We start from the raw sequence: 22,867 nt of genomic DNA, 5'->3' as shown, positions 1-22,867 counted from the left end.
ATGTATGTGGTAGCCATCACCGGCGGCATCGGCAGCGGCAAGACCACGGTCGCCGATCGGTTTGCGGCCTTGGGGATCGACGTGGTCGATGCAGACGTCATCGCCCGCGAGGTGGTGGAGCCCGGCACTCCTGCGCTGGTCGCCATCGCCAGCCATTTTGGCCAGGATGTCCTCTCGCCAGATGGACGACTCGATCGCCGCAGACTGCGCGAGTTGATCTTCAGCAATCCCGCAGCCAAGTCCTGGCTCAATGCCCTGCTCCATCCCCTCATCCGCAGTGAGATGCAACGCCAGTGTGCCGCCGCCAGCTCACCCTATTGCCTGCTGGTGGTGCCCCTGCTGGTGGAGAACCGGCTCACCGGGCTGGCCAATCGGGTATTGGTCATCGACGTGGACGAAGCGACCCAGATAGAGCGTACCTGCCGCCGGGACGCTGTGAGCCGGGAGCAGGCTCAGGCCATATTGGCGTCCCAGGCAAGCCGTGCTGAACGCCTGGCGATGGCCGATGACGTACTGGACAACCAAAGTGGCACAAGCGAGACCATTACCGCGCGAATTTTAGCCCTGCACCAGACATATCTGGCATTTGCCTCTCAACAAGCCAGCCAACAGTGAGTACACTAGGCCGGTTTATGGCTGGCCAGGATTAGGCATGATTTACGATTTTCCCCTCAACGAAAAAAGCCGGACCTATCTTCGTCTGGAGTCCCTGTTTTCCCAGATCCGCGACAATCTGGAGAGTGACCAGTCCTGGGCACACATCGCCTTCTTCAAGGGGTTGTTCGATTTGCAGGAGCTGCTGGAGCGCGGCGATCTGCGTGCCGATCTGATCAAGGATCTGGAGCGCCTCGGCCAGCGCCTGAGCCACTGGGCCAGCCTGCCCGATGTCGATCTCGAGCAGATCCAGCGGATGCAGCAGGAGAGCACCCAGCTCTCCCGCAACCTGCTCAACTCCCCGCGTCCAGGTGCCCGCCTGAAGGAAGATCGTCTGCTCGGCTCCATCCGTCAGCGTTTCTCCATCCCGGGCGGCCTGTGCGCCTTCGACGTGCCCCAGCTGCACCACTGGCTGATCACCCCGGCCGTGGCACGCCACCAGCAGATGCAGCAATGGCTCAGTGACATCACCCTGCTGATGAACGCCATCACTCTGCTGCTACGCCTGTGGCGCGAGTCGGGCAATTTCAGCGAGCAAGTGGCCACCAACGGCTTCTTCCAGGACACCGCCGAGGGAGCCGAACTTATCCGTATCCGCTTGTCCGGCACCCAGCCCTGCTACCCGACCCTGAGTGGACACAAAAACCGCTTCGCCCTGCGCTTCCTGCCGACGACGGAACAGCAGATTGGCGACGTCGCGTTCCAGCTCGCCTGTTGTTGAGGAGCGCCCCATGGTAACCAAGGTAAAGTGCCCGACCTGTCAGACCGAAATCGAGTGGGGCCCCCAGAGCCCGTTTCGCCCCTTCTGCAGCAAGCGCTGCCAGCTGATCGACCTCGGCGAATGGGCGGATGAACAGAAGCGCATCCCGGGCGAGATCAACCCGGATCTGCTGCCCGATCCGGAGCAGGGCGATCCCTGGCAGTAAACACAACATGATCAAAAAAGGGCCTAAGAGGCCCTTTTTCAATGACTTGATACCGCCTTCAGGACAACGAGGCCTGCAGCCGCGCTACTATGGGGCCGTTGGCATCCGGGAAGCGGTATTCGTGCAACGAGGCCAGCGGCACCCAGCGGCACTCCTGCCCCTCCTTGCCAAACGGTTCGCCGTGGAAGCGGGTCACTTTCCAGATATCCAGCAATACCTGCTTGTCGGGGTAATCGTGGTGCAGCTCCATGAAGGGGGCACAATCCTGCACCCGGATCCCGATCTCCTCCCACAGCTCCCGGTCCAGCGCGGTGAGCAAGTCTTCACCCGATTCCACCTTGCCCCCGGGAAACTCCCAGCGATCCCCCTGATGGCGATCGGCAGAGCGTTTGGCGATGAAGATATCGCCCCGTTCATTCTCGATGACGCCGACCGCCACCCAGATCCGTTTCTTCTGTCCCATTTCGGTTACCTCGTCAGATGCAGGTCACTGCGCAATTCTCATCAATAACAAGGCGGGCACTGGGCCCGCCTTGTTATGGCATCGCGCGTTATCAGGTCAACTGACCGTGACAGTGCTTGTATTTCTTGCCGGAGCCGCAGGGGCAGGGATCGTTGCGCCCCACCTTCTGCTCGTCCCGCACAAAGGTGACGGGGGCCGTTTCAGCCTGCTCTTCATCGGCAAGCTGGTTCTCGGCGGCGGCGTGGGTATAGGTACGGGGAGCGGCTTCTGCCTGCTGGCGCTGCTGCTCTTCCATCGCCTCCACGTCCCGCTCCTGCACCTGTACCCGGCTCAGGATGCTGACCACGTCGCGCTTGAGAGTCTCCAGCATCTGGGTGAACAGATCGAAGGATTCGCGCTTGTACTCCTGCTTGGGGTTTTTCTGGGCGTAGCCGCGCAGATGGATGCCCTGACGCAGATGATCCATGGCCGCCAGATGCTCCTTCCACAGGCCATCCAGGGTTTGCAGCATCACCGCCTTCTCGAAGTTGCGCAGCACCTCCTTGCCGACCAGCTCCTCCTTGTGGGCATAGAGCTTGGTGGCTTCGTCCAGGATTCGCTCGCGCAGCTTCTCTTCATACAGCTTGTCGTCTTCCGCCAACCACTGCTGCAGCGGCAGGTCGAGGGCGAAATCGGACTTCAGACGCGCCTCCAGACCCGGTACGTCCCACATCTCTTCCAGGGACTGGGGCGGAATGTACTCGTCGATGATGGCACCGTAGACATCGTCACGGATGACGTGGATGGTCTCGGAGATGTCGCCGGTGTCCAGCAGCTCGTTGCGCTGCTCGTAGACCACCTTGCGCTGATCGTTGGCCACATCGTCAAACTCAAGCAGGTTTTTACGGATGTCGAAGTTGCGACCTTCCACCTTGCGCTGGGCGTTCTCGATGGCCTTGGTCACCCACGGGTGCTCGATGGCCTCGCCCTCTTCCATGCCCAGCTTCTTCATCATGCCGGTCACGCGATCGGAGGCGAAGATCCGCATCAGGGTATCTTCCATGGAGAGGTAGAAGCGGGAGGAACCCGGGTCGCCCTGACGACCGGAACGGCCGCGCAGCTGGTTGTCGATACGACGGGATTCGTGACGCTCGGTACCGATGATGTGCAGGCCGCCAGCGGCCAGCACTTCGTCGTGACGCACCTGCCAGGCCGCTTTCAGCTCGGCAATCTGCTCGTTTGACGGGTTTTCCAGCTTGGCAATCTCTGCCTGCCAGTTACCGCCGAGCACGATGTCGGTACCACGACCGGCCATGTTGGTGGCGATGGTGACGGCACCGGTCTGGCCTGCCTGGGCGACGATCTCCGCTTCCATGGCGTGGAACTTGGCGTTCAGCACCTTGTGCGGGATGTTCTCCTTGGTCAGGATGCCGGAGAGCAGCTCGGAGTTCTCGATGGAGACGGTACCGACCAGCACCGGCTGGCCGCGCTTCACGCACTCGCGGATGTCCTGCACGATGGCGGCGTATTTCTCCTGGGCGGTCAGGTAGACGAGATCGCCCATGTCCTTGCGCACCATCGGCTTGTTGGTCGGGATGACCACGGTATCCAGACCGTAAATCTGCTGGAATTCAAAGGCTTCGGTATCGGCAGTACCCGTCATGCCCGCCAGCTTGTCATACAGACGGAAGTAGTTCTGGAAGGTGATGGAGGCCAGGGTCTGGTTCTCGTTCTGGATCTTGACCCCTTCCTTCGCCTCGACCGCCTGGTGCAGGCCGTCAGACCAGCGACGACCCGGCATGGTGCGGCCGGTGTGCTCGTCGACGATGACGATCTCGTCCTTCTGGACGATGTAGTCCACGTTGCGCTCGAACAGGGTGTGCGCACGCAGGCCGGCGTTGACGTGGTGCAGCAGGCTGATGTTGGTGGCGGAGAACAGGGAGTCCTCTTCGGCCAGCAGCCCCTCTTTCTTGAGCAGCTCTTCCACGAAGATCTGGCCGTTCTCGGTCAGCAGCGCCTGGCGGTTCTTCTCGTCCACCGTGTAGTGGCCGTCGCCGGTGTACTCTTCGGAGTCTTCCTTGTCCTGCTTCACCAGCAGGGGGATCAGCTTGTTGATCTGGGTGTACATGGCGGAGCTGTCTTCCGCCGGACCAGAGATGATGAGCGGAGTACGGGCCTCATCGATGAGCACCGAGTCCACCTCATCCACCAGCGCATAGTTGAGCGGACGCTGCACGCGCTGCTCCGGCGAGAACGCCATGTTGTCGCGCAGGTAGTCGAAACCGAATTCGTTGTTGGTACCGTAGGTGATGTCGGCGGCGTAGGCGTCGCGCTTCTGGGATGCATCCATGCCGGGCACGTTGCAGTCGACGGTCAGGCCGAGGAAGGCGAACAGCGGGCGATTCGCCTCGGCGTCACGCTTGGCCAGATAGTCGTTCACCGTCACCACGTGCACGCCGCGGCCGGTCAGGGCATTCAGGTAGGCCGGCAGGGTCGCGGTCAGGGTCTTGCCTTCACCGGTCTTCATCTCGGCGATGCGGTTGGAGTTCAGCACCATGCCGCCGATCAGCTGGACGTCGAAGTGACGCATGCCGAACACACGGCGAGAGGCTTCACGCACGGTGGCGAAGGCTTCCGGCAGCAACTGCTCCAGTGTTTCACCCTGCTCCAGACGCTGACGGTACTCGGCAGTCTTGGCCTGCAGCTCCTGATCGGACAGTGCCTCGAACTGAGGCTCCATCGCATTGATCTGTTTTACAATTTTACGCAAAGCCTTGAGCGTTCTGTCGTTCCGGCTGCCGATAATCTTGGTGAGCAGTGTGCTAATCATGGGTACCAACTGTTTTGGTTATATAAGCGTTCCGTCACTGGAACCTGAAGAAAAAACCTAACCCCGTCTGGCATTCAGAAAGCGCGCGGGGTTGACCTGACGACCATCTTTCAACACTTCGTAATGCAAATGCACGCCGGTCGCACGACCGGTGCGCCCCATCAGGGCTATCTTCTGGCCTTCATCGACCAGGGTGCCCACATCCACCAGCAACTTGGAATTGTGGGCATAACGGGTCACCAGACCATTGCCATGGTCTATTTCCACCATGTTGCCAAATTCCGGATGACGGCCAGCCCAGCTGACGATCCCCTTGCCGGTCGCCAGTATGGGGGTGCCGGGCTTGCCACGGAAATCCACTCCCTTGTGCATCTTGGCGCGACCGTTGAACGGATCGACCCGGCCACCGAAGCCGGAGGAGATCCAGACTCGCTCCTGCTTCACCGGTGAACCCGGGATGAAGCCGGCATCGGTGATATGGTGATTCATGATAAAGGTTTCAAGTACCGACAGCTGTTCTTCACGGCTGCTGAGCTGGCGGTTGAGGTGTTCCATGGAGTCTTGCAATTCGTTGAGGCTGACTTCCAGATCAGCATCATAGGAGGGGCCCCCCATGGGAGGCAGCTCCTTGAAGTTGAACTCTTCGGGATCCAGGTCTGCCTTCTCGGTCAGGCGTTCGCCGAGGGCATTGAGGCGGCCAAGCTGCCCCTGCATGGTGCCCACCTGGGCCGCCAGCATGGCGAGCTGTTCACGGGCTTCATCGGCCCCTTGTGCGGTTTTTTGCTGTTCGGCCAGGGCCAGCGCGGTTTCCAGCGCGTCCATTTTTTGCTGCCAGCTCTGCCAGAGCCAGCCGCCACCTAAGGCCAATACCGTGAAGAGGATACCGCCGACCCAGGCCAGACGTTGTTTGGGTAAGTGCAACTTGCGGCGCTGCTTACCGTGGAGGATCAGGGTAATGCTCATAGAAATATGTCTTCTCGGTCAGGTGAGGCCAGAGGCCCGCACGGGCAATAAAACCGGGAGATAATCGGTATTAAAGGATGGAATAAACAAATGACAGGACGTCGGTGCGGAGAGATGACCGACGTCCTGTTGCACAGCTATCAGGCCAGAACCAGACCGTTGTCGTAGTAAGCGATGGGGGCTTTGTCGCCCTCACCCTCGAAGGTCACCAGTTCCCAGGCCTCCTGCTGGGCCAGCAAGGCGCGCAGCAGCTTGTTGTTCAGGGCATGGCCCGTCTTGTAGGCACGGAATTCACCGATGATGCTGCGATTGCACATGTACAGATCACCGATGGCATCCAGCATCTTGTGCTTGACGAACTCGTCCTCGTAACGCAGGCCATCTTCGTTCAGCACCCGGTAGTCATCCAGCACCACGGCGTTTTCCAGGCTGCCGCCCAGCGCCAGGTTCTGGGAACGCAGGTACTCGATGTCGCGCATGAAGCCGAAGGTACGGGCACGGCTGATCTCTTTCACGAAGGAGCTGCCGGAGAAGTCAAGCACGCAACGCTGGTTGCGGCCTTCAAACACCGGATGCTGGAAGTCGATCTCGAGATCCATCTTGAAGCCGTTGCGATAGGGGTGGAATTCCGCCCACTTGTCGCCGTCTTCAACCCGCACGCTCTGCTTGATACGCACGAACTGCTTGGGCGCATTCTGTTCACGGATACCCACTTCCTGCAGCAGGTAGATAAACGGATGCGCACTGCCATCCATCACCGGGATCTCGGGTGCGTCAACCTCCACATAGAGGTTGTCGATCCCCATCCCGGCCAGGGCGGCAGAGAGGTGTTCGATGGTGGACACGCGGACACCGGCTTCGTTCACCAGAGCGGTACAAAGCACGGTATCACGCACCTGATCGGCGTTGGCTGGCAGCTCTACCACAGGATTCAGATCGGTACGCAAGTAAACGATCCCTGTGTTAACAGGCGCCGGACGGAACGTCATGGTGACTTTCCGGCCCGAATGCAGGCCCACACCGGTGGCCTGGACACTCGTTTTCAAGGTTCTTTGTCTAATCATGGGTGTATCCGCTTAACAGCTCATATTCCTGACCAGATGGTCGTTGCCGGGCCATCTTAGCACAATCCTTAAGCAACAAACAAACCAGAGCCATCAGAGGCTTAGTCTGCCTGCTTGCGCAGGAACGCAGGAATATCGAGATAATCCGGTTCGCGACGAGCTTGCGGCTCGGCGTTCACCACCTTGGCCGGCGCCTCTTCCATCACGCGAGACTGCAGGGCTTCGCTGATCAGGGGCTGACGAGCCGGACGCTCTTGTACCATGTTGTTCTTCACCAGGGTGATGTCGGGCTTGCGCTCGGCACCGATACCGGTGGCCACCACGGTCACGCGCAGTTCGTCGTGCATTTCCGGGTCGATAACGGTACCCACCACCACGGTGGCGTTCTCGGACGCGAAGGCCTTGACCGCGTTACCGACGGTTTCGAACTCTTCGATGGTCATGTCCATGCCGGCGGTGATGTTGACCAGGATGCCACGGGCACCGGCCAGATCCACGTCTTCCAGCAGCGGGCTGGAGATGGCCTTCTCGGCGGCTTCTTCGGCACGGTCGTCACCAGAAGCGGAGCCGGTACCCATCATGGCGGTACCCATCTCGCGCATTACGGTACGGACGTCCGCGAAGTCGACGTTGATCAGGCCCGGACGGGTGATCAGCTCGGCGATGCCCTGTACCGCGCCCAGCAGCACGTCGTTGGCTGCCTTGAAGGCGTCCAGCAGGGAGATGCCGCGACCCAGCACCTTCAGCAACTTGTCGTTGGGGATGGTGATCAGGGAGTCGACGTTCTTGGACAGCTCTTCAATACCGTGAGCGGCGAAGCCCATCCGCTTCTTCCCTTCGAAGGAGAACGGCTTGGTCACGACGGCAACGGTCAGGATGCCCATCTCGCGCGCCACTTCGGCCACGATCGGCGCAGCACCGGTACCGGTACCACCGCCCATGCCGGCGGCGATGAACACCATGTCGGAACCGGTCAGCAGCTCGCGCAGCGCTTCCCTGTCTTCCATGGCGGCGTCACGACCCACTTCCGGGTTGGCCCCGGCACCCAGACCCTTGGTGATGCCACCACCGATCTGCAGGGTAGTGTTGGCACTGGAGTTGCGCAGCGCCTGGGCGTCGGTGTTGACGGTAATGAACTCAACACCCTCGATGTTTTGACGAACCATGTGCTCGACTGCGTTGCCGCCGCCGCCACCCACACCTATCACCTTGATGACGGCTTCGTCAGTGTGGCTATCCATAAATTCAAACATGTTGTCTCTCCGCTTTATTTGCCTGACTCAGCAAAATCTTTAGAACTCGCCACGCAACCAGTTGCTGACCCGTTTGACCAGCCCACCTACGCTTGCCTTGGCGGCATATTCCTTGCTACTGCCGGTGGATTGATTGGTACGGCCATACTGCAACAACCCGACTGCGGTCGAGTACACCGGTGCCTGTACGTAGTCACTCAATCCCCGGATATTCATGGGCTCACCCACCCGGACCTGGCTCTGGAAGATCTGCTCTGCACACTCCACAATGCCTTCGATCTGGGCCGCGCCACCGGTCAATACCACACCGGCGGCCAGCTGATGCTTGACCCCCTGTGCCTTCAATTCGCTCTGCACCCGCACCAGCTCGTCATTCACCATGGAGAGCAACTCGGTGTAACGGGGTTCAATCACTTCCGCCAGAGTCTGCCGCTGCAGGCTGCGCGCCGGGCGGCCGCCGACACTGGGGACTTCGATATTGTCTTCCTTGCTGACCAGGCGGCCGAGGGCACAGCCGTAGCGCACCTTGATCGCTTCCGCATCCAGCGGCGGCGTGCCGAAGGCGTAGGCGATGTCGCTGGTCACCGTGCTGCCGGCATAGGGGATCACCTTGGTGTGACGCAGGGCGCCGCCGGTAAAGAGCGACATGTCCATGGTGCCGCCACCGATGTCCACCACGCAGACACCCAGCTCCTTCTCGTCCTCGGTCAGCACGGCGTAGCTGGACGCCAGCGCGGAGAAGATCAACTGATCCACCCGCAGGCCCACCTTCTCCACGCACTTCTCGATGTTGCGCGCCATGTCGTTGTGGCAGGTGATCAGGTGCACCTTGGCCGCCATCCGCACGCCGGAGAGGCCGACCGGGTTCTTGATCCCTTCCTGATAGTCGATGGCGAACTCCTGGGGCAGCACGTGCAACACCCGCAGCTCGTCCGACAGTCGCACCGACTTGGCGGTGTGGATGACGTTGTCCACGTCTTCCTGGGTCACCTCTTCATCGGAGATGGGCACCATGCCGGTCTCGTTGCGGCAGTCGATGTGCTTGCCGGAGAGCCCCAGATAGACGGAGCTGATCTGGCAGTCGGCCATCATCTCGGCCTCTTCCACCGCGCGGCGCAGGGACTTGACCACGGAGTCGAGGTCATTGACCCCGCCCTTCTCCATCCCGCGAGAAGCGTGGCTGCCCATGCCGATGACATTGAGTTCGCCATCTGGCAATACTTCGCCAACCAGTACCGCCACCTTGGTCGTGCCGATATCCAGTCCGACAATCAAATTTCTATCTGCGGTGTTGGTCATTCACTTTCTCTTCGCTTTTCTTCCAGCCAACTGCCATCCCGGTGTCGTATCGAAGATCCACGTAAGCAACCCGCTCACGAGGCTCGATGACCGGAAAGGCATCGATAAACCGCTGCAGACGGAGCGCGATGTCCGAGCGCCCCACAAACAGCTGAATGTTGCCATCCAGGGTCAGTTCCCAGGCATGGCGGGGGGTCAAATGCACCCCCAGCAACTTGTATCCCTTTGCCGCCAGCAGCGTCTCGTACTGATGGCTGGCCTCCAGCACCTTGGCCGCCTGGTCATCGGGGCCGGACAACTGCATCAGGGGTTTCTTCACCCTGTCCGGCGCACTGAATACCTCACCCTTGGTGTTGACGAAGCGGCTGTCATTCCAGCGGGCCGCCACGTCCTGTTCGGTGAGGTAGACCTTGATCTTGTTCGGCCACTTCTTGCGTACCGAAACCTGGGCTACCCAGGGCAAGGCGTTCAGACGCGCCTGCAATTCGTTCACGTCCAGCTCGAAGAAGTTGCGCAGCTCGGCACCATCCAGCACGGCGGCACGCAACTCATCGGCTTTCAAATATTCGTGTTGCCCCTGCAGCAACAGCTCGCTCATGGGCAACCGACTGGCATCCGTCAGCCAATCTTTAACATCCAGCGCAGTCTGGTAGAGCCCCCACATGACCAGGATGAAAATTCCCACCCCGGCGATGAAGCCTCCCTTGGTGCGCCCTTGTGCCCTTGCCTCCACCCGATCGATCCCCGTTTAACGCGCCGTGCCGGCCACTTGCAGGCCGGTTCGCCATTATATAGGCCTCGGCTTGGCGGTCAAAATACTCATTGGGCCCTCAGGCACCGGATTTCATGCTATCCACGCTCAATTTCATCTCGCCGAGACGACGGGCAAGCGCCCCGACGTTCCCCGCCCCCTGGGTCAGCACCAGATCCCCCTCGCCAATCAGGTCAGCCAGCACCGCCGGCACGTCGTCAGGCGTTGCGACAAAGATGGGCTCCAGGGTGCCACGGGAACGGATGGTGCGGCACAGAGCGCGGCCATCGGCACCCGGGATCGGCTCTTCACCGGCGGCATAGACCTCCAGCATCACCAGCACGTCCACCTTGGAGAGCACATCGGCGAAATCTTCATAGAGATCCCGGGTCCGGCTGTAACGGTGGGGCTGGAACACCATCACCAGGCGCTTCTCGGGCCAGCCGGCACGGGCGGCGTTGATGGTGACCTTGACCTCGCTCGGGTGGTGGCCGTAGTCGTCCACCAGCATGGCCTTGCCGCGGCCGGTCTCGAACTCGCCGTATTGCTGGAAGCGGCGACCCACCCCTTCAAACTTGGCGAGCGCCTGGATGATGGCCTCGTCACCGATGCCATCCTCGGTCGCGACCGCGATGGCGGCAGCAGCGTTGAGGGCATTGTGAATACCCGGCAGATTCAGGGTCACCTCCAGCTCGCCCGCGCCAGCGCGACGCACCCGGAAGCGGCTGCGGTTGCTGGTCTGCACAAAATCCAGCACCTGGACATCGGCGTCATCACTCAGGCCATAGGTGATGGTCGGGCGGGCGATCTCCGGCAGCATGCCGCGGATCACGGGGTCGTCCACGCACACCACGGCCAGCCCGTAGAACGGCAGGTTGTGCAGGAAGTCGATGAAGGTGGCCTTCAGCTTGGAGAAGTCACCGCCGTAGGTGTCCATGTGATCCGCTTCGATATTGGTCACGATGGAGACCATGGGCTGCAGATGCAGGAAGGAGGCGTCGCTCTCGTCCGCCTCGGCGATCAGGTAGCGGCTGCTCCCCAGGCGCGCATTGGTGCCGGCGCTGTTGAGCAGGCCCCCGATGACGAAGGTCGGATCCCGGTCCGCTTCGGCATAGATGCTCGCCACCAGACTGGTGGTGGTGGTCTTGCCGTGGGTGCCGGCGATGGCGATGCCATGGCGGAAGCGCATCAGCTCGGCCAGCATCTCGGCGCGGCGCACCACGGGGATGCGCAGCTCGCGGGCAGCCACCAGCTCGGGGTTGTCCTGTTTGATGGCGGTGGAGACCACCACCACGCTGGCGCCGTCGACGTGCTCGGCACTGTGACCGACGAAGATGTGGGCCCCCAGGGAGGCCAGGCGTTCGGTGACCGCATTACGAGCCAGATCGGAACCAGTCACCTGATACCCCTCGTTGGCAAGCACCTCGGCAATACCGCCCATACCGGCTCCACCGATGCCGATAAAGTGGATGCGACGCACGCGGCGCATTTCAGGGATAACGGTACGCAGTTTTGCCAGTTCAACCTTGGTCATAGTTCTTTCTCAATTCGCGGCCACAAGCCACTTTCATTCGGTGACACATGTATTCGAGGAGAGGGTACGCGGCCTTGGCCAGCACCCCGTCCGTCAATCTCGTTTGGCTCACCTTGTCGCGAGCCGCTTGCATTCGTCAGCCACCCGCTCGGCCGCGTCCGTGATGGCGACGCGGCGCGCGGCCTGGGCCATGTTCAGCAGCGTCTCCCTGCGCCCGGCGAGCCAGGAGAGACGGGCCGCCAGGGCGGCCGGCGTCAGCTCGGACTGGGGCAGGAACTCGGCCGCACCGCCGTCGACCAGGGTCAGGGCGTTGCGGGTCTGGTGATCGTCCACCGCGTGGGGCAGCGGAACGAAGATGGCAGCCACCCCGGCGGCGGCCACTTCGGACACGGTCAGGGCCCCGGCCCGACAGACCACCAGGTCGGCCCAGGCATAGGCGTCCGCCATGTCCTTGATAAATTCGCTCACCTCGGCATCGAGGCCGTGCTGGGCATAGGCGGCGGAGACGGCCTCGCCATTGCCCTTGCCGCACTGGTGGCGCACCGCGATGGGCACACCGGCGGCGGCGACTGCGGGCGGCACCTGTTCGTTGAGCACCCGGGCCCCCAGACTGCCGCCGACGATCAGCAGGCGCAGCGGTTCTGCACTGCTGCGCAGTTGCGGATCCGGCAGGGAAACCACCTCGGGGCGCACCGGGTTACCCACCACGGCGGTGCGGGCGCTCGGGGCGAAGGCACCCGGGAAGGCCATCAGCACGCGCTTGGCGAGGCGGGCCAGCAACTTGTTGGTCATGCCGGCCGCCGCGTTCTGCTCGTGCAGCAGCAGCGGAATACCGGCGAGCCAGGCGGCCACGCCACCCGGGCCGGAGGCAAAGCCCCCCATGCCGAGCACCACGTCGGGCTGGATGGTCTTGAGCACCTGGCGGGCCTGCAGCACGGATTTGACGATGCGATAGGGGGCTGCCAGCAGGCGCTTGATGCCGTTGCCACGCACCCCCTGGATGTCGATGAAGGAGATGGGGTAGCCGTGGGCGGGCACCAGCTCCGCCTCCATCCGGTCGGCGGTGCCGAGCCAGTGAATGGTCCAGCCCTGGGCCTTGAGGCGATCGGCAACGGCCAGACCGGGGAACACATGGCCCCCGGTACCACCCGCCATCACCAGTAACGTCTTGCTCACGAAACCTCCCGCACACGCGCCTGGGCACTGGCCTGGCGCAACTCGAAATCGATACGGATCAACATGCTCACCGCCACCATCATGATGATGAGACTGGAGCCACCATAACTGACCAGGGGCAGGGTCAGCCCCTTGGTGGGCATCATGCCGCTGGCGGCGCCGACGTTGACGAAGGTCTGGAAGCTGAACCAGATGCCGACGCCGATGGCCAGATAACCTTCATAGAGTCGCTCGGCCACCAGCGCCTGGTGACCCAGCTTGAGCGCCTTGACCGAGAGCGCAAAGATGAGGAAGAGTGCGCCAAGCACGCCCACATACCCCAGCTCTTCCCCCAGGATCGCAAACACGAAGTCGGTGTGGGCTTCCGGCAGGTACTCCATCTTCTGGATGGAGTTGCCGAGCCCCTCGCCGAACCAGCTACCGCGACCAAACGCCATCAGGGACTGGGTCAGCTGATAACCGCTGCCGAACGGATCGGCCCAGGGGTCGAGGAAGGAGGTCACCCGCCGCATACGGTAAGGTTCGGCGATGATCAGGGTCACCACGGCGCTCACCCCCACCAGGATGAGACCGATGAACTGCACCAGGCGAGCACCGGCCAGGAACAGCATGCCCAGCGACGTCACGAACATCACCACCACGGAGCCGAGATCCGGCTGGGCCAGCAGCAGGATGGCCACCACGAACAGCACCGCCATCGGCTTGATGAAGCCGATGAAGCGCTCGCGCACCTCGCTCTGGCGGCGCACCAGGTAGCCCGCCAGGTAGACGAACAGCGCCAGCTTGCCGAACTCGGCAGGCTGCAGGTTGAAGGGGCCGAGCGGCAGCCAGCGTACCGAGCCGTTGACGCTGCGACCGACCAGCAGCACCATCACCAGCAACACGATGGCGAGCAGCAGCATGGGGCCGTTGTACTGCTGCCAGCGTGCCATGGGCACCTGCAGCACGAACCAGGAGATGCAGAGCGCCATCACCAGGAACATCCCGTGACGCTTCACGAACATGAAGGGGTCATCCCCCAAGGCGATCCCCTCGGGGATGGAGGCAGATGCCACGATGACCAGCCCGACCCCCATGAGCGCGAGTGCCAGCACGACCAACTGTCGATCGTAGAGACCGGCGGGGCGCGCCGGTAGCAACCAGCGCTGCAGGAAGCCTGCGACCACGCGAAGGGCGTTCATAACCCCATCACCAGTTCGGTAAAGCGATCGCCGCGCGCTTCGAAGGACTTGAATTGATCCAGGCTGGCGCAGGCCGGGGCCAGCAGCACCCAGTCACCGGGCCGGGCATCCGCCGCCGCCTTGGCGACGGCGGCGTCGAGATCGGCAACCATCTCGGTCTGTTCGCCCAGGGCCAGCAGCACCTCGGCGTCCTGACCGAAGCAGTACATGTGATCGATCTGGTTGCCGAGCAGCGCCTGCACCGGGCCGAAGTCCTGCCCCTTGCCCTGGCCACCGGCCAGCAGCAGCAGACGCCCCTTCACCGCTTCGCGCACCCCGGCCACGGCAGCCAGGGTAGCCCCCACGTTGGTGGCCTTGGAGTCGTTGATCCAGCGCACCCCGTTCACCTCCCGCACGAAACGGGCACGGTGGGGCAGGCCCTCGAAGCGGCGCAGCACCGCGAGCTGGGGCTCGCGGGGAATGCCCACCGCGTCGCACAGAGCCATGGCCGCCAGGGCGTTGGCCTGATTGTGGGCGCCGACGATCTTCATCTCGTCCACCGCCAGCAGAGGCTCGCCGTGCAGGGTCAGCCAGTGGCGGCCCCCCAGCTCGCAGCGGCCATAACCGTTGCAGTCCAGGCCGAAGCTCTGCCACACCTGGCCCACATCGGGCAGGGTCTGGGGATCGTCCCGATTCACCAGGATGTGCTGGGAGTGCTGATGGATCTCCATCTTGGCGGCGCGGTAGTCGGCCATGCCCTGATAGCGATCCATATGATCTTCACTGAGGTTCAATACCACGGAGGCGGCGGCACGCAGACTGTGGGTGGTTTCCAGCTGGAAGCTGGAAAGCTCCAGCACGCAGAGCTCCATCGGCTGCTTGAGCAGATCCAGCGCCGGCGTGCCGATATTGCCGCCCACACCGACCTTGAGGCCGGCCTCGGCGATCATCTCGCCCACAAGGGTGGTCACCGTGCTCTTGCCGTTGGAGCCGGTGATGGCGATGACGGGCACCTGGGTCTCGCGCACGAACAATTCGATGTCGCCGACAATCTGCACGCCACGCTCGGCGGCCGCCTTCAGCTCCGGGGTCGCCAGGGCGATGCCAGGGCTCGCCACTATCATGTGCGCCTGCAGGAGCCGCTCTGCGTCCAGCCCGTGAATGAGCTCCACCTCGGGGGGCAGCTGATCCTTGCCTGGCGGGTTGGCACGGGTGTCCATCACCAGGGGCGTGACGCCACGGCCGAGGAAGTAGTCGACGCAGGAGAGTCCGGTTTTGCCGAGTCCGATGATGATGACCATGGCTTACCTCACCTTCAGGGTGGCGAGGCCGAGCAGCACCAGCATGAGGGTGATGATCCAGAAGCGCACGATGACGCGCGGCTCCGGCCAGCCCTTCTTCTCATAGTGGTGATGGATGGGGGCCATGCGGAAGATGCGCACGCCGCGCAGCTTGTAGGAACCCACCTGCAGGATCACCGAGACGGTCTCCATCACGAAGACGCCCCCCATGATCACCAGCAGGAACTCCTGGCGCACCAGCACGGCTATGGTGCCGAGCGCGCCACCCAATGCCAACGATCCTACATCCCCCATAAAGACCTGGGCCGGATAGGTGTTGAACCAGAGGAAGCCCAGACCCGCCCCGACGATGGCGGTACAGACGATCACCAGCTCGGAGGTGTAGGGCACATAGGGGATGTGCAGGTAGTTCGCGAAGTTGACGTTGCCGGTTGCCCAGGCGATGAAGGCGAAGCCCCCCGCCACCATCACGGTCGGCATGATGGCCAGGCCATCGAGACCATCGGTCAGGTTGACCGCATTGGAGGTACCGACGATGACGAAGTAGGTCAGTACGATGAACATCAGACCGAGTTGCGGCATCACGTCCTTGAGGAAGGGCACCACCAGCTGGGTCTGACCGTCGTGAGTGGCGGTGGCGTACAGGAACACGGCCACCCCCAGCGCAACAGCGGATTGCCAGAAGTATTTCCAGCGGGCGATCAGGCCGTCGGTGTTCTTGCGCACCACCTTGAGGTAGTCATCGGCAAAGCCGATGGCGCCGTAGGCACCCAGCACGAACAGCACCAGCCAGACATAAGGGTTGTCGAGGCGGCACCAGAGCAGCACAGAGATGAAGATGGCGGCGATGATCATCAGGCCACCCATGGTCGGGGTGCCCTTTTTGCTCAGGTGCGATTCGGGACCGTCATTGCGGATCACCTGGCCGAATTTGAGGATCTGCAGGCGGCGGATGAGGCGCGGCCCCATCCAGAGTGCCACCACCAAGCCGGTGATGATCGACAGGATGGCGCGAAACGTCAGGTAGGAGAAGACGTTGAAGAAGGTGAAGTGCGGGGTGAGCAGTTCCGCCAGCCAGACTAGCATGTGGCCGACTCCTGACGGTCAGCGACCATCTTGACGATATCTTCCATGCGGGAGCCGCGGGCCCCCTTGACCAGAATCGAAATTTCCTGATGTGTCTCTATCATTTGCGCAAGCACTTCAAACAACGACGCCTTGTTATCGAAATGTCGGCCAGCCGCGGCATCTGCGGTGTGGCGACTCTGTTCCCCTACGGTCAGCACGGCGTCGAGGCCGCGCTCGTGAGCGTGGCGACCGACCCGGGCATGCTGCGCGGCGGACTCCTCACCCAGCTCCTTCATGTCACCGAACACCAGCACCTTGTAGCCGCCCATGGCGGTCAGGGCGTCGATGCCCGCCAGCACGGACTCCACGCTGGCGTTGTAGGTGTCGTCCACCAGGGTGAGGCCACCCCAGCGTTGCACACAGAAGCGTCCCTTGACCGGGGCCATCTGCTCCAGCCCCGCCTTGACGGAGGCGAGCGAGGCGCCGAGCGCCAGACAACCGGCCGCGGCGGCCAGGGCGTTCGCCACGTTGTGGCGCCCCGGGATGGCCAGGGTCAGGCTCACGTCGCCCTGGGGCGTCACCATCACGAATTCGGCACAACCCTGTGCATTTATCACGACGTCACGGCCATGGAACGGCTGGCTCTGGTCGTCGATGGAGAAGGCGCAGCTCAGGCCCTTCGCCTGCCACTGCGGCCAGAATTCGTTGTCGGCGTTGACGATGGCGCTGCCGCCCTCGCCCAGCCCCTCGAAGATCTCGCTCTTGGCGTGGAACACCCCTTCCAGGGAGCCGAAGCCCTCCAGGTGGGCGGCTGCCACGTTGTTGATGAGGGCGGCATCGGGTTTGGCCAGAGACGTGGTCCAGGCTATCTCGCCCGGATGGTTGGCCCCCAGCTCCATCACCGCAAACTGGTGTTGCGGTTCCAGGCGCAGCAGGGTGAGCGGCACCCCCACCTCGTTGTTGAAGTTGCCGGCGGTGGCCAGCACCTCCCCTTCGTGGCGCAGGATGGCGGTCGCCATCTCCTTCACCGTGGTCTTGCCGCAGCTGCCGGTGATGGCCAGCACCTTGGGATTGATGCGCTCGCGCACCAGACGGCCGAGGCGACCCAGCCCCTTGAGGGTGTCGGCCACCACCAGTTGCGGGATGGCCAGCGGCAGCTCGCGCTCCACCAGCAGGGCGGAGGCGCCAGCGGCGACGGCCTGGTCGCAGAAATCGTGGGCGTCGAAACGCTCGCCGCGCAGGGCGACAAACAGCGCCCCTTCGCCCAGGGTACGGGTGTCGGTACTGACCGCCGTGATCTCGTGGTCGCCCCCGATCAGGCGGGCATCGAGCACCTGCGCCAGGTCGGCAAGCCTGAGGGTCATCATTTGAATGACTCCATTAATGTGTGCAAGGCGGCCGCGACGGTTTCCCGGTCGCTGTAGTGCCGCTTGTCGGTTCCAATGATCTGATAATCCTCGTGGCCTTTGCCGGCCACCAGGATGATGTCCTCTTTGCTCGCCTGACTCAGCGCCAGCCGGATCGCCTTGACCCTGTCGTGCTCTATCTGCACGGCGCCGGGATCGCGAAGCCCCGCCACCATGTCGGCCATGATCCGGGCCGGCTCCTCGGTACGGGGATTGTCGTCGGTCAGGATCACGCAGTCCGCATGCAGCTCCGCCATGGCAGCCATCATGGGACGCTTGCCACGATCCCGATCGCCGCCGCATCCCACCAGGCACCAGAGGCGACCGTGGCAATGTACCCGCAGGGCCTGCAGTGCCTTCTCCAGCGCGTCCGGGGTATGGGCATAATCGACCACGGCGAGCGGCGCCTTGCCACCGCCGAAGCACTCCATGCGGCCGGTGACCGGCTGCAGCTGCGGCGCTGTGGCCAGCAGGGTGTCGAAGTCATATCCGAGCACCAGCATGGCCCCCATGGCACCCAGCACATTGCTGACGTTGAAGCGGCCGAGCAAGGGGGCGGATAATACACCATTCCCCCAACTGGAGTTAATGCGCGTGTCAAAACCTTGTTGGTGGAAGTGGGGATCCTGCGCCGTCAGCTGTCGCCCAATATGGTTTTCAATCGGGCCATGCACGCTGAAGGCCACCGCGGTCGGATAGGCCGCCAGCCACTCCCTCCCCAGCCGGTCATCGGCATTGATGACGGCGCAAGGCTCGTCCACCAGTTTCAGCAGCTCCTCCTTGGCGGCGGCATAGGCCTCCATGGTGCCGTGATAGTCCAGGTGATCCCGGCTCAGGTTGGTGAACACGGCGGCAGAAAACGGCAGGGCGGCGACGCGGTGCTGCACCAGACCGTGGCTGGAGACCTCCATCGCCACCAGATCCGCTCCCTGCGCTTGCAGCGCGGCCAGATTGGCCTGCACCTGGACGGCGCTGCCGGTGGTGTTCTCCGCTTCGATGAGAGAGCCGAACAAGCCGTTGCCTATGGTGCCCATGACCCCGGCCTTGCCCCCCAGCAGGGTGCGCCAGTTCGCCACCAGCAGGGCCGTGGTGCTCTTGCCGTTGGTGCCCGTGATGCCCACCAGCTGCAGTTTGCTCGCCGGCTGGTCGTAGAAATACCCGGCCAGCTCGGAGAGACGGGCCGGCAGATCCACCATGCCGATGCAGGGGACCGGAACCGGAGGGGCGACGAATTCGCCGTCCTCCTCAAACAGCACGGCGGTCGCTCCCTGAGCCACCGCCTGTTCGATGAAACGCCTGCCATCCACCTGATGCCCGCGGATGGCCACGAAGAGGGACCCGGGCCCGACCCGCCGGCTGTCCAGCTGAAGGTCGGTGAGGGGAAGCGCCGGGGCATCGATGCCGACCTGGCTCATCAGTTGATCAAGTGCGCGGGCTGGCATGGAAAGCCTCCGGGAAAACGGGAATGCGGGCGCACACGAAACGCAGCGCCATGAAAAGCTCCCCGGTCGCGCCGGGGGAGACGGAAACTATCCCGTGTCGATCAGGTACGTGGTGCGCCATTGGCGGCCTCCGTGCGGGCAAGCTTGGCGGGCACCTCGGGCGGAATCGCATCGGGGCGGATGTTGAATAGCTGCAGCACGCCCCCCATGGCCTCGGCAAACGGCGGGGTCGCGACGGCGCCGCCGTAATAGGCATTGCCCTTGGGTTCGTTGATCACCACCACCATGACGAAGCGGGGGTTGCTGGCCGGCGCGAAGCCGGCAAACCAGGCCATGTAATCCTTGCCGTAACCGCCTGCCACGGCGACCTTGGCGGTACCACTCTTGCCACCGACACGGTAGCCCGGGATCTGGGCCTTGGGAATGGCGTTGCTGACCACGTACTCCAGCGCCTGCAGCATGGCGGCGGCGTTGTTGTGATCGATGACCTGCTCACCCTTGGGCGGCTTGGTCACCTTGATGATGGAGAGCGGCACCCGCTTGCCCTTGTTGGCCAGGGTGGCGTAGGCGGACGCCAGCTGCAGCGGGGTGACCCGCAGACCATAGCCGAACGACAGGGTGGCCCGTTCGATATCGGACCAGCGGCGACGCTGGGGCAGCATGCCGCTGCTCTCCCCCATCAGACCGCTGCCGGTGTCCATCCCGAAGCCCACCATGCTGAGGGTGTTGATCATCTCCTGGGCGGGCATCCGCAGCGCGATGCGCGACATGCCGATGTTGGAGGAGTAGCGCAGGATGTCGTAGAGGTTGGTCGCCTTGTGGATACTCACGTCACGGATCTGCTTGGCCCCGATAAAGAGCGGGCCGCCCGGGATGAAGTCTTTCCAGCTGGTGACGCCTGCCTGCAATCCGCTCAGCAGAATCAGGGGTTTGATGGTGGAGCCCGGCTCATAGGTATCGGTCACCACCCGGTTGCGTACCCGGAAGCTCTGGTACTGGCCGCGGTTGTTCGGGTTGTAGGAGGGGGTGTTGACCATGGCGAGCACCTCTCCGGTCTTCACGTCCAGCATCACCATGGAGCCGGAGGTTGCCTTGTTCTCGTCGGTGGCCCGCTTGAGGGCGCGATAGGCCAGCGCCTGTACCCGCTGATCGATGCTCAGTTGCAGATCGTTGGCGTGCTTGCCCTCTTTCACCAACCCGAGCCGCTCGATGACCCGGCCCTGGCGATCCTTGCGCACCCGCATCTCGCCCGGGGTCGCGGTCAGCCACTCGTTGTAGCTGCGCTCGATCCCCTCGATGCCGCTGCCGTCGATGTTGGTCACCCCCACCAGGTGGGCGCTGATCTCGCCGGTCGGATAGAAACGACGCGCTTCGGGGCGCAGATAGATGCCGCCGAGCTTGAGACCCTTGATGTATTCCGCCACCGCCGGCGTCACCTGGCGTTGCAGGTAGACGAAGCGCTTGCTCGGGTTGGCGATGCGGTGCTTGAGGGTGTTGATGTCGAGTTTGAGCACGGCGGAGAGCGCCAGCCAGGCGCGCTCGTTGTGGATGGCACCGGACTCGTGCACTGTCTTGGGATCGGCCCAGACGGCCTCGACCGGCACGGAAACCGCCAGCTGCTCGCCGTTGCGATCCGTGATCATGCCGCGCACCGCCTGGGTGGAGGTGGTACGCAGGGAGCGCATGTCCCCCTCCTGACGCAGTCTGTCCGGATCGATCACCTGGATCCAGGCCAGCCGCAGGATCAACCCCGCAAATGCGATGCCGATGAAGAAAACCAGGGTACGAAAGCGCCACGGGTAGAGTGAGGGTGCTTTCGCCTTGGCTTTGTCCTTTGCCGGAGCCTTGGTGGCGGCCTTGCGTGTCATGGTTGTGTAATTACCTTCTCGGTGGTCACCAGGGGACGGGCCATCTGCAGCTTGTCCATGGCCAGGCTCGCCACCCGGGAGTGCTCGGCCAGGGTGCCCTGCTCCAGCAGGAGGTGCCGCCACTCGATGTTGAGCCTGTCCTCTTCCGCCATCAGGTCGTTCTGCTTGGCCGTCAGTCCCCGGGTCATGTTGGTCACCAGGATCACCGCGAAAGCGGTCACCAGCACGGCGATGGTCAACAGGACCTGCAACTTGTGGCGCCAGAGATCCGCAACGATCTCCCTGGCGAGGTGAACGCGCACATCGCTCATCGCTTACTCCGCAAGACGCTCTGCGACCCGCAGCACCGAGCTGCGGGACCGGGTGTTTTCATTGACCTCGTGCTCGGAAGGCTTGAGCGCCTTGCCGACCGACTTGAGCTTGCGACCGCCGGCCAGCTGGGCCTCGGTCAGCGGGATACCGTGCGGTACCTCAGGTCCCTTCTCGTGCTTGCGGATGAAATGCTTCACCAGCCTGTCTTCCAGGGAGTGGAAGCTGATGACGGAGAGGCGACCATGGGGCGCCAGCACGTCTAGGGCGCCGTTGAGGGCCGTTTCGATCTCGTCCAGCTCGCTGTTGATGTAGATGCGGATGGCCTGGAAGCTGCGGGTCGCCGCGTGCTTGCCCTTCTCCTTGCTGGGGTTGACCCGGGCGATCATCTCCGCCAGCTGGCGGGTGCGCACATAAGGCTCTGTGACCCGGTCGTGCACGATGGCGCGGGCAATCTTCTTGGCGAAGCGCTCCTCGCCGAAGGTCTTCAATACCCAGGCGATGTCATCCACGTCGGCACGGGCCAGCCACTCGGCGGCGCTCTGGCCGGAGGTGGGGTCCATCCGCATGTCGAGCGGACCGTCCTTCATGAAGCTGAAGCCGCGTTCGGCATCGTCCAGCTGGGGGGAGGAGACACCCAGATCCAGCAGGAAGCCGTCGACCTTGCCCAGCAGGCCGCGCTCGGTCAGATAGCGGGTGATACCGGAAAACGGCCCGTGCACGATCTCGAAGCGGGGATCCTGGATCTTGGCCGCCTCGGCGATGGCCTGGGGATCCCGATCGATGGCTATCAGGCGCCCGCTCGGGCCCAGATGCTGGAGAATGAGACGAGAGTGACCACCCCGGCCAAAGGTACCGTCGACGTAGACACCGTCCGGCTTGATGGCCAGCCCTTCGACGGCTTCGTGCAACAGCACTGTGATATGTTCAGCGGCTTGGGTCATTTATAAAGAAAAATCCTGTAGTCGTGGTGAACTTGCCCAGTCGTCCTCGGGCAGGCCCAGGATGTCGTCATTGATCTGTTGTTGCCAGCGGGCTTCATCCCACAACTCAAACTTGTTGAGCTGGCCCACCAGCATGATTTTCTTGTCCAGCCCCGCATGGCTGCGCAGCGGCTGGCTGAGCAGCAGACGGCCGTTGCCGTCCAGCTCGCACTCGGTCGCATGACCGAGCAGCAGGCGCTGCAGGCGGCGCTCCGCCGGGTTGGTACTGGAAAGCGTCTTGAGCTTGCGCTCTATCTCTTCCCATTCATTCAGGGGATACAGCAGCAGACAGGGATGGGCGATGTCGATGGTACAGACCAGCTGGCCGTCGCATTCGTCGCGCAGCCAGTCTCGATATTTGGTCGGAATCGCCAACCGCCCCTTGTTGTCGAGGCTGATGGCGTGAGCGCCACGCAACAAATTGCCGTCCCCGAAAGG

At 63.0% G+C, this 22,867-nt stretch carries 21 protein-coding genes; 3 read left to right on the top strand and 18 right to left on the bottom strand.

What is annotated here, in order from left to right; translation table 11 throughout:
• Genes coaE through yacG form a run of 3 tightly spaced genes read left to right on the top strand, consistent with a single transcriptional unit; the run spans position 1 to position 1,580 of the window.
• Positions 1 to 615, top strand: coding sequence for a dephospho-CoA kinase (gene coaE, locus I6L45_RS08770; RefSeq protein WP_216983979.1), 615 nt, complete (start codon positions 1 to 3; stop codon positions 613 to 615).
• A gap of 37 nt (positions 616 to 652) precedes the next feature.
• On the top strand, positions 653 to 1,375 hold the full coding sequence (zapD, locus tag I6L45_RS08765; RefSeq protein ID WP_167576542.1) for a cell division protein ZapD: 723 nt from the start codon (positions 653 to 655) through the stop codon (positions 1,373 to 1,375).
• A 10-nt stretch (positions 1,376 to 1,385) separates the two neighbouring features.
• Positions 1,386 to 1,580 (top strand): DNA gyrase inhibitor YacG, encoded by a 195-nt coding sequence (gene yacG, locus I6L45_RS08760; protein ID WP_043762810.1) that lies wholly within the window; start codon positions 1,386 to 1,388, stop codon positions 1,578 to 1,580.
• A 58-nt stretch (positions 1,581 to 1,638) separates the two neighbouring features.
• Here yacG and mutT read toward each other — a convergent pair whose 3' ends face one another.
• The 18 genes from mutT to mraZ all read right to left on the bottom strand — a co-directional run bounded on the left by mutT (position 1,639) and on the right by mraZ (position 22,849).
• Entirely contained in the window at positions 1,639 to 2,043 is a 405-nt protein-coding gene (mutT, locus tag I6L45_RS08755; RefSeq protein ID WP_216983978.1) for an 8-oxo-dGTP diphosphatase MutT, read from the bottom strand.
• 91 nt (positions 2,044 to 2,134) lie between these two features.
• Positions 2,135 to 4,852, bottom strand: a complete 2,718-nt coding sequence (secA, locus tag I6L45_RS08750) for a preprotein translocase subunit SecA (protein WP_216983977.1) — start codon at positions 4,850 to 4,852, stop codon at positions 2,135 to 2,137.
• A gap of 57 nt (positions 4,853 to 4,909) precedes the next feature.
• Positions 4,910 to 5,815 carry a M23 family metallopeptidase gene (locus I6L45_RS08745; RefSeq protein WP_043762803.1) on the bottom strand — a complete coding sequence of 302 codons (906 nt, stop codon included), beginning with the start codon at positions 5,813 to 5,815 and terminating at the stop codon, positions 4,910 to 4,912.
• 140 nt (positions 5,816 to 5,955) lie between these two features.
• On the bottom strand, positions 5,956 to 6,879 hold the full coding sequence (gene lpxC / locus I6L45_RS08740; RefSeq protein ID WP_043762800.1) for a UDP-3-O-acyl-N-acetylglucosamine deacetylase: 924 nt from the start codon (positions 6,877 to 6,879) through the stop codon (positions 5,956 to 5,958).
• 101 nt (positions 6,880 to 6,980) lie between these two features.
• Positions 6,981 to 8,132, bottom strand: coding sequence for a cell division protein FtsZ (gene ftsZ / locus I6L45_RS08735; protein ID WP_005305686.1), 1,152 nt, complete (start codon positions 8,130 to 8,132; stop codon positions 6,981 to 6,983).
• A 39-nt stretch (positions 8,133 to 8,171) separates the two neighbouring features.
• A complete protein-coding gene (ftsA, locus tag I6L45_RS08730) occupies positions 8,172 to 9,431 on the bottom strand; it encodes a cell division protein FtsA (protein ID WP_025328454.1) in 1,260 nt (419 codons plus the stop codon).
• Positions 9,412 to 10,164: a cell division protein FtsQ/DivIB gene (locus I6L45_RS08725; RefSeq protein WP_043762795.1), complete on the bottom strand. Its 753-nt coding sequence runs from the start codon at positions 10,162 to 10,164 to the stop codon at positions 9,412 to 9,414. The genes ftsA and I6L45_RS08725 overlap by 20 nt, the downstream gene beginning before the upstream one ends.
• Positions 10,165 to 10,261: 97 nt before the next feature.
• On the bottom strand, positions 10,262 to 11,716 hold the full coding sequence (gene murC / locus I6L45_RS08720; protein WP_216983976.1) for a UDP-N-acetylmuramate--L-alanine ligase: 1,455 nt from the start codon (positions 11,714 to 11,716) through the stop codon (positions 10,262 to 10,264).
• A 108-nt stretch (positions 11,717 to 11,824) separates the two neighbouring features.
• Positions 11,825 to 12,892 (bottom strand): undecaprenyldiphospho-muramoylpentapeptide beta-N-acetylglucosaminyltransferase, encoded by a 1,068-nt coding sequence (murG, locus tag I6L45_RS08715; protein ID WP_216983975.1) that lies wholly within the window; start codon positions 12,890 to 12,892, stop codon positions 11,825 to 11,827.
• Positions 12,889 to 14,073 carry a cell division protein FtsW gene (gene ftsW / locus I6L45_RS08710; protein WP_043762787.1) on the bottom strand — a complete coding sequence of 395 codons (1,185 nt, stop codon included), beginning with the start codon at positions 14,071 to 14,073 and terminating at the stop codon, positions 12,889 to 12,891. The genes murG and ftsW overlap by 4 nt, the downstream gene beginning before the upstream one ends.
• A complete protein-coding gene (gene murD, locus I6L45_RS08705; RefSeq protein ID WP_216983974.1) occupies positions 14,070 to 15,353 on the bottom strand; it encodes a UDP-N-acetylmuramoyl-L-alanine--D-glutamate ligase in 1,284 nt (427 codons plus the stop codon). Before murD ends, ftsW begins: the two co-directional genes overlap by 4 nt.
• A 3-nt stretch (positions 15,354 to 15,356) precedes the next feature.
• Positions 15,357 to 16,439 carry a phospho-N-acetylmuramoyl-pentapeptide-transferase gene (gene mraY, locus I6L45_RS08700; RefSeq protein ID WP_011707583.1) on the bottom strand — a complete coding sequence of 361 codons (1,083 nt, stop codon included), beginning with the start codon at positions 16,437 to 16,439 and terminating at the stop codon, positions 15,357 to 15,359.
• On the bottom strand, positions 16,433 to 17,788 hold the full coding sequence (murF, locus tag I6L45_RS08695) for a UDP-N-acetylmuramoyl-tripeptide--D-alanyl-D-alanine ligase (RefSeq protein ID WP_134694761.1): 1,356 nt from the start codon (positions 17,786 to 17,788) through the stop codon (positions 16,433 to 16,435). The genes mraY and murF overlap by 7 nt, the downstream gene beginning before the upstream one ends.
• Entirely contained in the window at positions 17,785 to 19,269 is a 1,485-nt protein-coding gene (gene murE / locus I6L45_RS08690; RefSeq protein ID WP_216983973.1) for a UDP-N-acetylmuramoyl-L-alanyl-D-glutamate--2,6-diaminopimelate ligase, read from the bottom strand. Before murE ends, murF begins: the two co-directional genes overlap by 4 nt.
• A gap of 101 nt (positions 19,270 to 19,370) precedes the next feature.
• Complete coding sequence (locus I6L45_RS08685; RefSeq protein ID WP_043762773.1) at positions 19,371 to 21,137, bottom strand: penicillin-binding transpeptidase domain-containing protein; 1,767 nt, start codon at positions 21,135 to 21,137, stop codon at positions 19,371 to 19,373.
• The gene (gene ftsL, locus I6L45_RS08680) at positions 21,134 to 21,448 is read right to left on the bottom strand and encodes a cell division protein FtsL (protein ID WP_043762770.1); all 315 of its coding nucleotides are present in this window, start codon (positions 21,446 to 21,448) and stop codon (positions 21,134 to 21,136) included. Before ftsL ends, I6L45_RS08685 begins: the two co-directional genes overlap by 4 nt.
• Before the next feature lie 3 nt (positions 21,449 to 21,451).
• Positions 21,452 to 22,390 carry a 16S rRNA (cytosine(1402)-N(4))-methyltransferase RsmH gene (gene rsmH / locus I6L45_RS08675; protein WP_216983972.1) on the bottom strand — a complete coding sequence of 313 codons (939 nt, stop codon included), beginning with the start codon at positions 22,388 to 22,390 and terminating at the stop codon, positions 21,452 to 21,454.
• A complete protein-coding gene (gene mraZ, locus I6L45_RS08670; protein ID WP_043762766.1) occupies positions 22,391 to 22,849 on the bottom strand; it encodes a division/cell wall cluster transcriptional repressor MraZ in 459 nt (152 codons plus the stop codon).
• Between the last annotated feature and the right edge of the window lie 18 nt (positions 22,850 to 22,867).

It is taken from the genome of Aeromonas sp. FDAARGOS 1415 (assembly GCF_019048365.1).
GTDB classification, from domain to species: domain Bacteria; phylum Pseudomonadota; class Gammaproteobacteria; order Enterobacterales; family Aeromonadaceae; genus Aeromonas; species Aeromonas taiwanensis.
This window is presented reverse-complemented; position numbering and strand designations above follow the sequence as displayed.